At 73.3% G+C, this 14,092-nt stretch carries 11 protein-coding genes; 6 read left to right on the top strand and 5 right to left on the bottom strand.

What is annotated here, in order from left to right; all coding sequences use genetic code 11:
- Nucleotides 1-106 precede the first annotated feature (106 nt).
- Nucleotides 107-460, bottom strand: coding sequence for a hypothetical protein (locus ACWEJX_RS04165; protein ID WP_451605989.1), 354 nt, complete (start codon nucleotides 458-460; stop codon nucleotides 107-109).
- On the bottom strand, nucleotides 457-789 hold the full coding sequence (locus ACWEJX_RS04160; RefSeq protein ID WP_451605988.1) for an alcohol dehydrogenase catalytic domain-containing protein: 333 nt from the start codon (nucleotides 787-789) through the stop codon (nucleotides 457-459). Before ACWEJX_RS04160 ends, ACWEJX_RS04165 begins: the two co-directional genes overlap by 4 nt.
- Nucleotides 790-1,061: 272 nt before the next feature.
- Here ACWEJX_RS04160 and ACWEJX_RS04155 point away from each other — a divergent pair, with 272 nt between their 5' ends.
- Entirely contained in the window at nucleotides 1,062-1,496 is a 435-nt protein-coding gene (locus tag ACWEJX_RS04155) for a hypothetical protein (protein WP_451605987.1), read from the top strand.
- 3 nt (nucleotides 1,497-1,499) lie between these two features.
- Here the strand turns inward: ACWEJX_RS04155 and ACWEJX_RS04150 are convergent, their stop codons facing one another.
- Nucleotides 1,500-1,937 carry a MarR family winged helix-turn-helix transcriptional regulator gene (locus tag ACWEJX_RS04150; protein ID WP_451606115.1) on the bottom strand — a complete coding sequence of 146 codons (438 nt, stop codon included), beginning with the start codon at nucleotides 1,935-1,937 and terminating at the stop codon, nucleotides 1,500-1,502.
- Between the two features lie 141 nt (nucleotides 1,938-2,078).
- On the opposite strand from ACWEJX_RS04150, the gene ACWEJX_RS04145 reads away from it, so the two are divergent.
- From ACWEJX_RS04145 to ACWEJX_RS04135, 3 genes are all read left to right on the top strand, one after another.
- Nucleotides 2,079-2,576, top strand: a complete 498-nt coding sequence (locus ACWEJX_RS04145; RefSeq protein WP_451605986.1) for a MarR family transcriptional regulator — start codon at nucleotides 2,079-2,081, stop codon at nucleotides 2,574-2,576.
- A gap of 325 nt (nucleotides 2,577-2,901) precedes the next feature.
- On the top strand, nucleotides 2,902-5,343 hold the full coding sequence (locus ACWEJX_RS04140; protein WP_451605985.1) for a hypothetical protein: 2,442 nt from the start codon (nucleotides 2,902-2,904) through the stop codon (nucleotides 5,341-5,343).
- A 104-nt stretch (nucleotides 5,344-5,447) separates the two neighbouring features.
- Nucleotides 5,448-8,879 (top strand): hypothetical protein, encoded by a 3,432-nt coding sequence (locus ACWEJX_RS04135; protein ID WP_451605984.1) that lies wholly within the window; start codon nucleotides 5,448-5,450, stop codon nucleotides 8,877-8,879.
- Between the two features lie 45 nt (nucleotides 8,880-8,924).
- On the opposite strand, the gene ACWEJX_RS04130 is transcribed toward ACWEJX_RS04135, so the two are convergent.
- On the bottom strand, nucleotides 8,925-9,878 hold the full coding sequence (locus ACWEJX_RS04130) for an NADP-dependent oxidoreductase (protein WP_451605983.1): 954 nt from the start codon (nucleotides 9,876-9,878) through the stop codon (nucleotides 8,925-8,927).
- Between the two features lie 161 nt (nucleotides 9,879-10,039).
- Here ACWEJX_RS04130 and ACWEJX_RS04125 point away from each other — a divergent pair, with 161 nt between their 5' ends.
- The gene (locus ACWEJX_RS04125; protein WP_451605982.1) at nucleotides 10,040-11,893 is read left to right on the top strand and encodes a serine/threonine-protein kinase; all 1,854 of its coding nucleotides are present in this window, start codon (nucleotides 10,040-10,042) and stop codon (nucleotides 11,891-11,893) included.
- 17 nt (nucleotides 11,894-11,910) lie between these two features.
- On the opposite strand, the gene ACWEJX_RS04120 is transcribed toward ACWEJX_RS04125, so the two are convergent.
- Nucleotides 11,911-12,927, bottom strand: a complete 1,017-nt coding sequence (locus ACWEJX_RS04120) for a LysR family transcriptional regulator (RefSeq protein WP_451605981.1) — start codon at nucleotides 12,925-12,927, stop codon at nucleotides 11,911-11,913.
- Between the two features lie 93 nt (nucleotides 12,928-13,020).
- Between ACWEJX_RS04120 and ACWEJX_RS04115 the strand changes: the two genes are divergently transcribed.
- On the top strand, nucleotides 13,021-13,854 hold the full coding sequence (locus ACWEJX_RS04115) for an oxidoreductase (protein ID WP_451605980.1): 834 nt from the start codon (nucleotides 13,021-13,023) through the stop codon (nucleotides 13,852-13,854).
- Nucleotides 13,855-14,092 lie beyond the last annotated feature (238 nt).

Here is a 14,092-nt window from a genome sequence, read left to right as displayed (position 1 = left end):
GGTAGGTAACCGCAGGTGGGGCGGGCCATGACCATCTTGTCCACCGAGACCGGGGCGGACGAGACAGGTTGCTGGGCGGGGTTCCCCGACGGACGTCCGGCGGCCTTCAGCGCCAGGGGTCGAGGGCGTGCTTGCCGCGGGTCCGGCGGGTGCCGAGCCGCCGCAGCACCTCCGGGCCGTCGGCCAGGGGGTGCACCTCGGGGGCGCCCGGCGGGTAGACGCCGGCTCCGATGAGGGCGGCGAGTTCGTCGAGCAGCGAGCGGAAGACCGCCGGCGCCTCGGCGGCGAGCGCGCCGACGTGCAGGCCCTTGATCTGGGCGTGGTGGGTGAACACCAGGTCGTGGGTGCTGAGGCTCGCGTCGCCGGACGCGGCGCCGAACACGACGACCCGCCCGGTGAAGGCCCTCGGCGTCGCTCCAGCCGGCGGGAACGGGGGCACGCCCGCGGCCGGCATCGTCATGTACTGGGCGAAGGCGCCCAACCGGTGCCGACGACGTGGGTGCCGAGCGGGAGCGGGCTGTCGATCCCCGGCCCGGCCCCGACGATCTCCCCGGCGGCCTCGAAACCGGCCACGTACGGCGCCTCGGGGCCTCCCCCGTACGTGCCGTGGCTCTGCATGACGTCCGCGAAGTTGACTCCGGCGGCGGCGACCCGGACCAGGTACTCGCCGGGGCCGGGGACCGGGCGGCGGCGGTCGGTCGTGAGGACCAGGTCCTCGGGGCCTCGGTGCGACCGCTGGACGAGCGCGCGGCTCACGCCGCTGACCTTGGAGGCCTCACCGATCCTCATGCCCGGAGACCACGTGAGCAGGCGTTCTGACCGTGGCGGAGGCGTGCGACCACCGTCACGTCGTCCACCTGGAGATCCAGGACGAGAGCATGCTGATCACCTAGCCGCCAAGGGGAGTACAGACGCCCAGCGCTGTGCGAAGATCCGAGCACAGACCCTGAGTGTTCGCGAATCACTGGCGCTCATCGAGCGGTTGGCGGGAGAACGATCATGAGCGAGTCCACTCCGAGCTGGTTCACGTCCTCGTACAGCGACGGCAGCGGCGGCAACTGATGGACAGGGCCCTCGCCGTCATAGGCGCGCTGCTCGTCGTCATCGGGCTGTTCGCTCTGATCGCCGTGACCGGCAACCTCGTGCTGTGGCTGAAGCTGCGCGCGCTGGTGCGGCACGGCGTGCAGGGCGACGCGGTGTCGTACCACCACGACTGGATGAACCGGAAGTTCCGGGTGCACTACCGGATCCACGTGGACGGCGGCCGCAGTGGTGAGTTCTACGAGCTCCAGGTGACCGAGCCGGAGCCGGTGGGGTCGGTGGCGACGGTCGTGTACGACCCGCGCCGGCCCGGCCGGGCGATGCTCGGGACGGAGAAGACGGTGCTGGCGAAGTACCGTTCGGAGACCGGCGTGCTGAAGTTCTGCGCGGCCTTCGGGATCCCGGTCGCCGCGCTGGGGGGCCTTCTGATCGCGCTGTTCGACGGCGGAAGCTGAGGCTCAGCGCGCGAGCATCCGCTCCAACAGGCTGACGAGCAGGGACCGTTCCGCGACCGACAGCGGGGCCATCAACTCGTCCTGCGCGTCGGCGAGGATCTCGTCGAGGCGCCGGAGGTGCCGGCGGCCCTGCGAGGTGATCGTCACGACGTTGCGGCGGCGGTCGGCCGGGTCGGGGGTGCGGGCGACGTGCCCCTGTGCCTCCAGCTCGTTCATGACGGCGACGAGGTCGCTGCGGTAGATGCCGGTGCGACGGCTGAGGCCGGCCTGGCTGGTGGGGCCGTACTCGGCGAGTGAGGCGAGCGCCGCGTAGTGCCATTTGCGGGCGTCCTCGGCGGCGAGACGCTCGCTCACCACGCGGTCGGCGCGGGCCGAGGTGAGCGCGAGCAGGCGGCTGGGCAGGCCGCGCAGGCGGTCGGGGAGGTCGGTGACCTCGGGCATCTCGGGGGTCTCGGGGGTCTCGGGGTGCTCGGGAGTCTCGCTCATGCGGTGCAGATTACCCCTTGCGTTAGTGGCACGAACGATCTACTGTCGTTAGTGGCACAAACGTTAGTCGCCTGAACGTTAGAGGAGTGAATGAGCATGCCCGTGCACACCGATGCCGTCAACGCCGCCGGCGCCATCAGCGCCACCGCCGCCCCGGCCGCCGCTCCCCTCGCCGATGCCCGCGCGCTCGGCCTGGCCCACTACGCCGCCCGTGGCGTCCTGGAACATGTCCTGGGCCGGCACGGCGCCACGTTCCAGCAGCAGATCGCCCTGCGCGCCGCCGTCACGGCCGACGCCCCGCAGACGGCGGACGAGCTCATCGCCCAGGTCAGGGGCTCCCTCAAGGCCGACCCGGCAGACATCCGCACCACCCTCGACGAGCTGGAGGCCCGGAAGCTGCTCGTCACCGACGGCGCCCACCTCCTCCCGACGGACGCGGGTCGCGAGCTGCTCGCCACCCTCGCCGCGGAGAGCGCCCCCGTCTCGGCCCGGGTCTGGGGCGGCATACCCACCGAGGACCTCGCCGCCGCCGGCCGCGTGCTCGCGCTGGTGACCGAGCGGGCCAACGCGGAGCTCGCAGCGCTGACCGCCTGACGGCCTCACCGCCTGACCGCCTCACCGCCTGGCCGCCTGGCCGCCTGACGCCTGACGCCTGACGCCTGACGCCTGATCGCCTGACGGCCCAGGAAACCGGCGGGCTGAGTGTCCGCACTCGCTGTTACGCTCCGTTCTCCTGCAATGGGGGACGTTGCAGAAGACCAGCAGCTGCAACAGGCAAGCACAGCAACACCAGGGGACCCGGGCCCGCGGAGGGCCCCAGGGTGCCCGGGGGAAACGGGGAGGGAACCAGGTGGTTCGTCATGCCCTCGCGCGGAGGGCGACCGTCGCCGCGCTCGGACTCGCAGTATCCACAGGCGGGTTGATCCCGCTCGCCGCACCGGCCACGGCGACCGAAGGGCCGACGGTGCCGCAGGAGGTGGTCGTCCCGCCGACACATCGGGAGACCTCCGGCGCGGTCGTGCCCGTCGAGCGGCTCGCCCTCGACCACGGGCAGCTGAAGGTCGTCGACCACAGCGACGAGTGGTCGGCCAACCGGCAGTCCTGGGCCCGCGAACTCAGCACGAGCGGCCCCCTCACGGTCGGCGAGCGGTCCGCCAAGGCGGGAATCGTGGACGCCTGCCCTGCGGGCGACGCGGCCTGTGAGCAGTACTGGCCCACCGGGGACGGCCGCTATCTGAGCCACATCGGGGGCAGCGACGCCTACGCCGTCGTGCAGGGCTGGGAGCAGGGCGGGTTCCTCTCCGCCTACCTGGGCGGCTCGTCCCGCATCCGCGACCTCAGCGGCCCCTATCTGGTCGTGGACACCACCAAGCCGACGGGGACCAAGCAGCGCGTCCTGCTCCTCGGCGTGGACGACGCGCACACCCAGGTCCTGGAGGAGCGCGCGCCGGTCGCGTCCGCCCTGTGGGGCTCGTGGCTGTGGAGCGCCGGCGCCGAGAAGGGCGAGGTCGCCGCGAAGGACCTGAAGACGGGCAAGGCCGTCGAGTCCCTGAACACCGGCGCCGACTGCGTGCCCGAGGAGCTCCAGGCCGCCGGCCGCTGGCTCTACTGGTCATGCGGCGCGAACGGGCCCGCCGGGGTCTACGACCGTACGGCCAAGACCTCCCGGTCCGTCCCGTCCGGCGAGGCCCTGCTCGGCGACGGCTACGTCGTCACCCACGACAAGGCCGCCGGCAAGCTCGTCCTCACCGGCGCCGCGGCCGACGGTCCCGCCGACCGCGTCGTGGGCGACCTTCCCGACACGGGCACCTCCCAGCGCCGCGTCCGCTGGACCGTCGACAAGTTCGGCGGCCACCTCGCCTACGCCGACGCCGAGGAACAGATCCACATAGTCCCCAGCGGCATCGCGCCCCAGCCGCTGTCCGTCCTGTCCCGGGAGGACGCCCCGGTCGTCCACGCCCGGGACACCGAGCACCCGACCGTGCTCACCTCCCTGGTGCCGTCCCGGCCCTTCGGCGGCTGGATCCTGACGGCCCGCCACACCCGCACCGGCAAGGTCAGCGAGCTGGCCTCCGGCGCGGACGGGCGCTGGCTGCGCCCGACCTGGGACGGCAAGGACAAGGCCGGCACGCTGCTGCCCAACGGCGAGTACACCTGGGCCCTCAGCACCCGGCCGGACGGCGCCACGGGAGCCGAGGTGAAGCTGACCGGCAGCACCGTCCTGCGCGGCGGCGCCTCACCGGCACACAGCTCCTTCACCAGCCTGCCGCCCCGGCGCGTGCTGGACACCCGCGACGGCACCGGCGTGCCCCGCGGGAAGGTCGGCCCCAGGGGAACGATCACGCTTGACCTGTCGAACGTCCCGGGTATCAACGTGTACACGACCACGTCCGTGGCCCTGCACGTCACCGCGACGAACGCGACATCGGGCACCTTCGTCTCCGCCTACGCGGACGGCACCGAGCGCGGCACCGCGTCCAACCTCAACGTGCCCGCCGGAAAGACCGTCTCCAATCTGGTGATCGTCCCGGTGGAGCGCGGCAAGGCCGTCTTCTACAACCACGCGGGCACGGTCGACCTCATCGCCGACCTCGCCGGTTCGCACACGCTGTGGGACGACAACGGCGCCCTGTTCCGCCCGATGGCCCCGTGGCGGGCCCTCGACACCCGCACGGGCCTCGGCGCGCCCAAGGCCCGGGTCCAGGCCGGCTCGCGCACCCACCTGTCCTTCGCGGGCACGGCCGTGGGCGGCGCCGACGTGACCGCCGTGGTCCTGAACCTCACGGCCACCGGCGGCACCTCCGGCACCTTCGTCACCGCCCTGCCCACCGGCGCCCCGGTGGTCGGCTCGCACCTCAACCCCGGCAAGGGCGAGACCCGTTCGAACCTGGTGGTCGTCCCCGTCAAGGACGGTGGCATCGACCTCTACAACCACGCCGGCTCCCTCGACCTCATCGCCGACGTGGCCGGCTACTACACCAGCGCCCAGGTGGGCTCCCTCCACGAGGCGCTGACCCCGGCCCGGGTCATGGACACCCGCACCGGCACCGGCGTCGCCAAGGCCAAGATCGGCGCCGGCCGTACGGTCACCCTGACCGTCGCCGGCCAGGCCGGCATACCCGCGACCGGCGCCACGGCCGTCGTGCTCAACGTGACCGCCACCAACGCCACGGCGGGCACCTACATCACGGCCTACCCGTACGGCACCGCCCGTCCGGGCGCGTCGAACCTCAACGTGCCGGCCGGTGCGACGGTCTCCAACCTGGTGATCGTCCCCGTGAAGGACGGCAAGGTGACGTTCTACAACCACGGCGGCACGACCGATCTGGTCGCTGACGTGCAGGGTTTCTACGCGGAGTAGGAACCGGAAGGAATCTGCGGGCCGGAGCCTGCAAGCGCTTGTAGGCTCCGGCCCACCCTGCGGTGGGGGGCACGGCAGGGTCTGGGACACGGGGAGGGACTTCAGTGACTCGCCACACCCTGGCGCGGGGCGCGTTCGCCGCCGCGATGGGTCTGACACTTTCCGTCGGCGGTCTGACGCCGCTGGCCATGGCCGCACCGGCGGCCGACACACCGATGACGCAGGAGACGGTCCTACCGGCCGCCTTCAAGGCCACACCGCGCGGCGGCACGCCCTACCTCGCCGAGCAGTCCCGCTTCCGGGGGCTCGACGGAGCGGGCGCCGAGGGCGTCTTCCACACCGAAGAGGGCCTCAAGGGCGTCCAGTGGACCCGCTACGCGAACGGCAGCTCCGTCGCGGTCACGGAACCGAGCACGCCGTGGACCTCCGTCCAGGCCACCGGCAGCGACACCCTCGCCTATCTGCGAGCAGGTGAGGTCGAGCTCCGTCACGCGGACGGCACTTCGCAGAAGGTCGCCGTGCCGGACGGCCTCGACTCCGTGAAGGTCTTCGGCTCGACGGTCGTCGGCCACAAGACGGCCGCCCAGCCCGACGGCACGGGCACGTACACCGTCGAAACCCATCTGCTGACCGCTCGGGCCGACGGTTCCACCCGGGACGTGCTCGTCACCGACGCGGACGGGGCCGCCTTCCCGGGCGTGCCGTTCGACTACGACGGCACGTACCTCGTCATGACCGACGAGGCACCCGACGGGAAGTCCACCCGGGTCGCGCTGGTCGACAAGGAGACCGGCAAGGTCGCCCAGCTCGCCACGCCGACGCCGGAGCTGTACCCGATGGCGGTCTCGTCGAAGTACATCGCCCTGCGGGACCCGGCCGCCGTGGCCACCACGAACAAGATCACGCTCCTTTCCCGGGCCGATCTCTCCGCTCCGCCCGTCACCGTGGACCTGGGCGAGGGCACGTTCCACTTCGACAATGCCGCCGTGGTCGGCGACCAGCTGCTCTACACCGATGTCCAGAACCAGGTGTGGGCCAAGCCGATCGGCGGCGGCGATGCCGTCCTGCTCGTCGGCAGGTCGACCGGTGGGGTCTCCACCGGCTCCGACGGCACCGCCGTCGTCATCGGTGGCTCCGGCGCCGACGACTGGGGCGTCCGCCGCATCACCGCCGGCACCGACGGCAAGGCGACGGTGACGCTCGTGAAGCGGTTCGCACCGCTGCCCGCCAGGATCCGTGGCATCGCGCTGGCCCAGGGCGAGCTGGCCGTCGTCGACGACAGCGACGAGAGCAACCGGGCCTACCTCCGCTCCGGCGGGGTCGGCAGCGCGGAGTTCGACAAGCGCACTGCGTTCCTCGGACCACTCCCGGACTGCGCCGTCAACGACACGGACTGCGACCCACGCCTGCAGGACCTGGGCGACGGCCGCTTCGCCGCCCATCTGCGCGGTGTGGACGTCGTCGAGCAGTACGACGTCGGACGTCCCGGCGACAGAAGGCTCGTCTCCCCCGCACGGGGCAGCCGCCTCCTCGAAGCCGCCCCGAACCAGCTGCTCTTCCGCGATCCCGACAGCGCGCTCGTGGCCTACGACGCGACCGAGAGCGGAAGCCACGCGCTCGGTCAGGCCCCGGCCGCCGCGCTGTGGGGCTCCGTCCTCTTCAGGGCCGATCGCACCGTGCCGGGCCGGATCAGCACGCGGACGGTCTCGGGCTGGTACAGCACCTCGTACGACAACGTGGCCCCCTGCGTCCCGCAGGAACTTCAGGCCAGCCAGCGCTGGCTGTACTGGAACTGTGGTCCGGACGGTCCGGCCGGCGCCTACGACCTCCAGAAGCGCACCTCGCAGCGCGTGCCCGCCGGCGAGGCGCTGCTCGGCGACGGATTCGTCGTCACCCACGACAAGGCCGCAGGCACGCTCGTCCTGACCGGACTCGACCCCGCTCAGCCTGTCAGCCGGGTGGTCGGAGAGCTTCCCGACAGCGGGGTCTCGCAGCGGCACGTCCGCTGGAGCGTGGACCGCTTCGGCGGTGGTGTCGCCTACGTCGACGCCCAGGAGCAGGTGCACCTCGTTCCCTCGGGCGTCGCCACCCAGCGTCTCGGCTACGTGGACTACCGGGACCAGAAGACCGTCGACGGCGCCGCGCCCGCCGCCCCGTTGGTGTCGATCACCTTCAACAAGCCGGTGGCCTCGTGGACGCTGCGCGCGCGGAACCGCGACACGGGCACGACGTACGAGGTGGCGAGCGGCGGGCCGGCACGCGGGGTCATCGCGCCCAAGTGGAACGGCCGTGACGCGGCGGGCAACCCGATGCCCAACAGCGTCTACCGGTGGACCCTGGCCGCCAAGCCGGCCGACGGCGTGGGGCCGGACGGCAGCGTCATCGGCGAGGCCGGCCTGGTCAACTCGGTCCGCACCGCCACCGAGGCGTACCGGAGCGTCACTCCGTCGCGTCTCATGGACACCCGCACCGGGACCGGCGTTCCCAAGGCCAAGGTGGGCCCCCAGGGCACCGTCTCACTGCCCGTCACCGGCCGGGGCGGGGTCCCGGCCACCGGCGTCACCGCCGTGGTCGTCAACCTGACCGCGACGAACGCGACCGCGGGCACATACGTCACGGCCTACCCGTACGGCACGACGCGGCCGACCGCGTCGAACCTGAACGTGCCGGCCGGGAAGACCGTGCCGAACATGGTCGTCGTCCCGGTGAAGGACGGGAAGGTCACCTTCTACAACAACTCCGGCACCGTCGATCTGATCGCCGACGTCCAGGGCTACTACGCTCCCGACGCGGGCGATCTGTACCAGCCGCTGAGCCCTGCGCGGCTGCTCGACACCCGCAGTGGACTGGGCGCGCCGAAGGCGAAGCTCCCTGGGCACCGGACGCTGTCGCTGACCGTGGCCGGCCGCGGCGGAGTGCCCACCGGGGCGAAGTCGGTCGTGCTGAACGTGACCGCGACCGACCCGGCGACCGCCACCACCGTGGCCGTCGTCCCGCAGGGCGGTCTCACCTCGTGGTCCGGGACGTCGCTCCTGAACCCGTCGGCCGGGGAGACCGTGTCGAACCTCGTCGTCGCCCCGGTGGTCGACGGCAAGGTGCACCTGTACAACAACGCGGGCGCGGTCGATCTGATCGCCGACGTGCAGGGTTACTACGTGGACGGTCCCGGCTCGTGGTTCGAGCCGCTGACCCCGGCCCGGCTCCTGGACAGCCGCTCGGACCCCGTCCTCGGCACGTTCAAGCTCGGAGCGGGCCAGACGTTCGACCTGCCCGTCGCGAGCAGGGGCGGTGTCACCAGCTCCGACGTCACCGCGGTCGTGCTCAACCTGACCGCGACGAACGTGACCGCGGGCACGTACCTGTCCGCCTATCCGTACGGCACAGCGCGCCCCGGCGTCTCGAACCTGAACGTGCCCGCCGGGAAGACCGTGTCCAACCTGGTGGTCGTGCCCGTCAAGGACGGCCGGATCACTCTCTACAACCACGCCGGCTCGGTCGACGTCATAGCCGACGTCCAGGGCTACTTCGCGAAGTAGCCCTGGACCGGGCGGATCGTCCGCACGAGGCGGCCCGAGGCCGGCTCAGATCATCAGGATGATCCGCCCGGGGCGGCGGCCCGCCTCCGCGCGGCGGTGGGCCTCGGCGACCTCTTCGAGGGGCATGACGTCGGCCACACGGGTGATGAGCCGCCGGTCGGCGACCATCTGGAAGATGGCGGCCAGCTCGACGGGGTCGGGACGGCCGAAGACGGTCTCGACGCGGATGCCGCGTTCGGAGACGGGGGTGCGGTCCTTCGCGAGGGCGACGAAGACGCCGCCGTCCTTGACTGCGGGGAGGACCGGGCTGCCGACGAGGGAGCCGTCGAAGACTCCGTCGACGCGGTCGGGGACGGTCGCGAGGAGCTGGTTGAGGACGTCGACGGGTTCGCCGCGGGTGACGCAGTGCTTGGCACCCAGGACCTTGAGCTCGCTCTCGTCGCCCTCATGGGCGACGGCGACGACCTCCAGGCCGGCCGCCGAGGCGAACTGGACGGCGAAGCGGCCCACGACGCCGCTGGCGCCGGTGACGAGGAGCGTCGAGCCCGGGGGGAGGTCGAGCACGCCGAGGCCCTGCTGGGCGGTGACGGCGGCCAGGGGGACGGAGGCCGCCTGGGTGAAGTCGATGTCGTCCGCGATCGGCGCCAGCCACTCCGGGTCGACCCGGATGACCTCCGCGTAGGTGCCCTCGCCCGTCCGCTCGGTGAACCAGGGCACGAAGCCGGCCACCCGGGTACCGGCCGGAAGGGTGCCCGCCGGGCCGGGCGCGGGATCGAGGAGCCGGCCGGCGAAGTCCGTGCCGAGGACGAACGGGGGCCGCAGCGGCTCCAGCTCGTCGGCGTAGTAACCCGCGCGGATCCTCATGTCCGCGACGGCCACACCGGCCGCCTTCAACCGGACCCGGACCTTGCCGGGCACGTCCCCGGGCTCGGGCTCGGGGCGGCGGGCCATCCTCAGGACCTCGGGTCCGCCGTAGGCGGTCACTTCGACGACACGCATGGGGTTTTTCCTCCTGCGGCAGCCCCCTCGTCGCCATTAGACCCAGGCCCGCCACCCCCGGCAACAGGTGAAGGAGGCTCGGGGGAACCGGACTGTTAGCCGAGGTCCGCACCGCCCCGTACCGCTCCGCGCCGAATCCGGCTCTGGCATGCTCTGACCTCGTGGATCCCTTGAGCACGCAAGACCCGGTCGTCATAGGGCCTTTCCGGCTGATCGGACGGCTCGGCACCGGCGGCATGGGCCGGGTGTACCTGGGCCGGTCGGCGGGCGGCCGGGCGGTCGCGGTGAAGGTCGTGCATCCGGAGCTCGCCGCGCAGGAGGAGTTCCGGCTGCGGTTCGCCCGCGAGGTCGCCGCCCTGGAGAAGGTCGGCGGCACCGGTACCGCGCCCGTGCTCGGCTCGGACACCGGGGCCGAGCTGCCGTGGGTGGCCGTCGGATACGTACCCGGGCCCTCGCTGCGTACGGTCGTGGCCGACGAGTACGGGCCGCTGCCGCCCGCCAGCGTGCGCACCCTCGCCGCCGGGCTCGCCCAGGCCCTCACCCACATCCACGCCGCCGGCCTGGTCCACCGCGACCTCAAGCCGTCCAACGTGCTGCTCACCGTCGACGGACCGCAGATCATCGACTTCGGCATCGCGCGCGCCCTCGACACCGTCACCGACGGCGGCCTGACCAGCACCGGCGCGGTCGTCGGCTCGCCCGGCTTCATGTCGCCCGAGCAGGTCCGCGGCGAGAAGCTCACGCCCGCCTCCGACGTGTTCTGCCTGGGCTCGGTGCTCGTGTACGCGGCGACCGGGCGCTCGCCGTTCGGCGGCGCCGACAGCGGGGTGCACGCCACCATGTTCCGCATCGCCCACGACGAGCCCGACCTCACGGACCTCGCGCCCGAGCTCGCCGGCCTGATCCGGGCCTGTCTCGCCAAGGACCCGGCCGCGCGCCCCTCGGCGACCGAACTCGTCGACACGCTCCAGGTCACCGACCCGTGGCTGCCCGCCGACGTCCTGGCCCGGCTCGGCCGCCACGCCGCCCGGCTCCTCGACACCGAGGACCAGGGCCCCCAGCCGCCCGCCGAGGCCCCCACCCCGGCCCCCACCCCGGCTCCCGCCGCACCCCGGCGCCGCCGCAAGAAGCTGCTCGCCGCCGCGACCGCGCTCGCCGTCGCCGCCGCGGCGGCGGGACTCGCGTACGCCTACTGGCCCGCCCCGGGCACCGCCGGACCGGACGGCAAGGCCCGCGGCGGTACGGGGGCGAGCGCGGGCACCGGTTCGGCCCGGGCCGCCGGGATCGTCCCGGCCGCGTTCGTGGGCGCCTGGGAAGGCGTCCTCCGGGGCTCGGCCGACGCCCCCTACGAGACCAGCCGCATCGAGATCACCCAAGGCCCCGCGGGCGCCCGGACGGCCGTCTACACCCATGTCACCGGCGAGCAGCTGTGCATGGGCCGGGCCGCCCTCGTCTCCGCCACCGACACCGAACTGGTCCTCGGCGAGGCCGAGGTCACCGCGAGCGTCCCCGCCCAGCGCTGCACCCCGGCCGCCCGCCAGACCCTCCGGCTGCGCTCGAACGACGTCGTCGAATGGAGCTCCGGCGTCGCCAAGGCCACCTTCCAGCGGACCGCGTCCGGCGCGAGCGTCGTCCCCGCCGCCCTCCTCGGCACCTGGAAGCAGAACCCGGCCACCGTCACTCAGCCCGAGCCCGACCGCTGGAGCTACCGCGTCACCGTCACCCAGGGCCCGGTCGGCGCCCCGCTGGTCCGCTTCGAGCAGATCTACCCGCGCACCGACAAGGACGGCAACCTGACCTCCGAGGACGTCCACTGCACCGCCACCGCGCTCGTCGGCGGCGTCGGCGGCCTCCTCGTCGTCGGCCCGCAGACCCGCGACCCGGACAGCTGGGACCCGGAGTGTGTGGAGGAGGGCTCCAGCAACCTCCGGATCGCCCACTACCAGGGCAAGGAGCTGCTCCAGGTCTACGGCATGAGCGCGGACGGCGAGCCGGGGGAGTTCGTCCGCGAGTAGCCCGCCGGACAGCACACCTAGGCGGGCTCGGCCGCCGCCACCGCTCCCGGCCCCGTCCCCACCGCCACCGCTCCCGGCCCCGTCCCCGCCGCCACCGCTCCCGCCACTTCCGCCACCGCCCTCGCGTAGTCCTGGACCAGCCCGCGGGGGTCGTCGGCGCGCCAGGCGAGGGCGAAGCGGGACGGGGAGATGCCGTCGACGGGGCGGGTGACGACGCCGTCGCGGGCGAGGAGCGGGGCGTTGCCGGTGGCGACCAGGCAGATGCCGAGGCCGCCGACGAGGGCCTCGTACGTCTCGTCGGCGCTGGCGACCTCGGCGCCGACCACCGGGGGGCGGCCGGCGCGGGCGTCGAGGGCGAGCCAGTAGTCGCGGAGCTCGGGGCCGGTGGGCGGGAGGGCGAGGAAGGGCTCGTCGAGGAGGTCGGCGAAGGCGAGGCGGTCGCGGGCGGCGAGCGGGTGGTCGGCGGGGAGGGCGACGAGGCGGGGTTCGGTGGCGACGACGATCCAGCGGAAGCGCTCGGCGCCGGTGAGCGGCAGCCAGACGAAGGCCACGTCGCTGGAGCCGTCGGCGAGCCCGGCCGTCGGGTCCTCCCAGCCGACCTGGCGCAGCCGGGTGCGGGCCCGCGGGTGGGCCGCGGTGAAGCGGGAGCGGATCGCGGGCAGCAGGCCGCCGCGGCCCGGGCTGGTGCTCATCCCGACGACCAGGGTGCCGTCCGCGGCCTCCCGGGCGGCCCGTACCGCGGCGTGGCCCTCCGTCCAGGCGGTGAGCACGGCGCGGGCGTGCGGCAGCAGCGCCGTACCGGCCTCGGTGAGGCGGACGCCGTGCCGGTCTCGGTCGAAGAGCGGGGCGCCGAGCTGGCGCTCCAGCGCCCGGATCTGCTTGCTGAGCGCCGGCTGCGAGACGTACATCCGCTCGGCGGCGCGCGTGAAGTGGAGCTCCTCGGCGACGGCGAGGAAGTAGCGCAGATCCCGCCCGTGCACGTCCACGACCCCGTGCGCGTCCAGGAGCCGACTCACGTCCACGTGCCCGTTCACATCCATAACCATGGGCTATCACGAGGGATCTTGGACGGGCAACGCCCTTCAGGCGCACGCTAGTTGCACAACGAACGAGGGGAATCAACGAACATGAGCAAGGTCTGGCTGATCACCGGCGCCAACAGCGGCTTCGGACGCGCCTTCGTCGAGGCGGCGGTCGGCGCCGGGGACGTCGTGGTCGCCGCCGCGCGCCGCGCCGGCACCCTGGACGAGCTGGTCGCCGCCCACCCCGACCAGGTCGAGGCCGTCACCCTCGACGTCACGGACACGGCCGCGATCGACCGCGTGGTGGCCGAGGTCGCCGAGCGGCACGGCCGCATCGACGTCCTGGTCAACAACGCGGGCCGCACCCACGTCGGTTCGGTCGAGGAGACCGGCGACGCCGAGCTGCGCTCGCTCTTCGACGTCCACGTCTTCGGTCCCGCCGCCCTCACCCGGGCCGTCCTGCCCCACATGCGGGCCCGCCGCTCCGGCGCGATCGTGCAGCTCAGCAGCGTCGGCGGCCAGATGTCGATGGCCGGCTTCGGCGCCTACAGCGCGACGAAGTTCGCCCTGGAGGGCATGTCCGAGGCGCTGGCCGCCGAGGTCGGCCCGCTCGGCATCCGCGTCCTGATCGTCGAGCCGGGCGCCTTCCGCACGTCCCTCTTCGGCAGCGGCAAGAGCCTCAGCACCGACACCATCGCCGACTACGCCGACACGGTCGGGGCCACCCGCGCCTTCGTCGAGGGCGGCGACGGCGGCCAGGCCGGCGACCCGGCGAAGGCCGCGGCGGCCGTCCTCGCGGCGCTGAACGCCGACGAGACGCCGCTGCGCCTCGCGCTCGGCGACGACTCGATCGACACGCTCTACGCCCACCTGGACCAGGTCCGGGCGGACCTGGACGCCTGGGAGAAGGTCGGCCGGGACACCAAGTTCGACGCGTAGCCGGACCGACGCCCAGCCGGACCGGGACCCAGCCGGACCGACGCCCAACCGGATGGACGCCCAGCCGGATGGACGCCCAGCCGGACGGGTCCGGGCATCCGGACCAGCCGGACTCCGGACAGGTGAAGGGGCCCGCTCCCCGGTTCGTGCGAACCCGGGAGCGGGGCCCCAGCCCGAGCCCAGAGGAAAGAGGTGTTAACGGGAGGCGCGGCGCGGCCCCCGCCCCCCCCCCGCGCGG

The sequence above is a fragment of the Streptomyces sp. NPDC004788 genome, from assembly GCF_053601115.1.
This window is presented reverse-complemented; position numbering and strand designations above follow the sequence as displayed.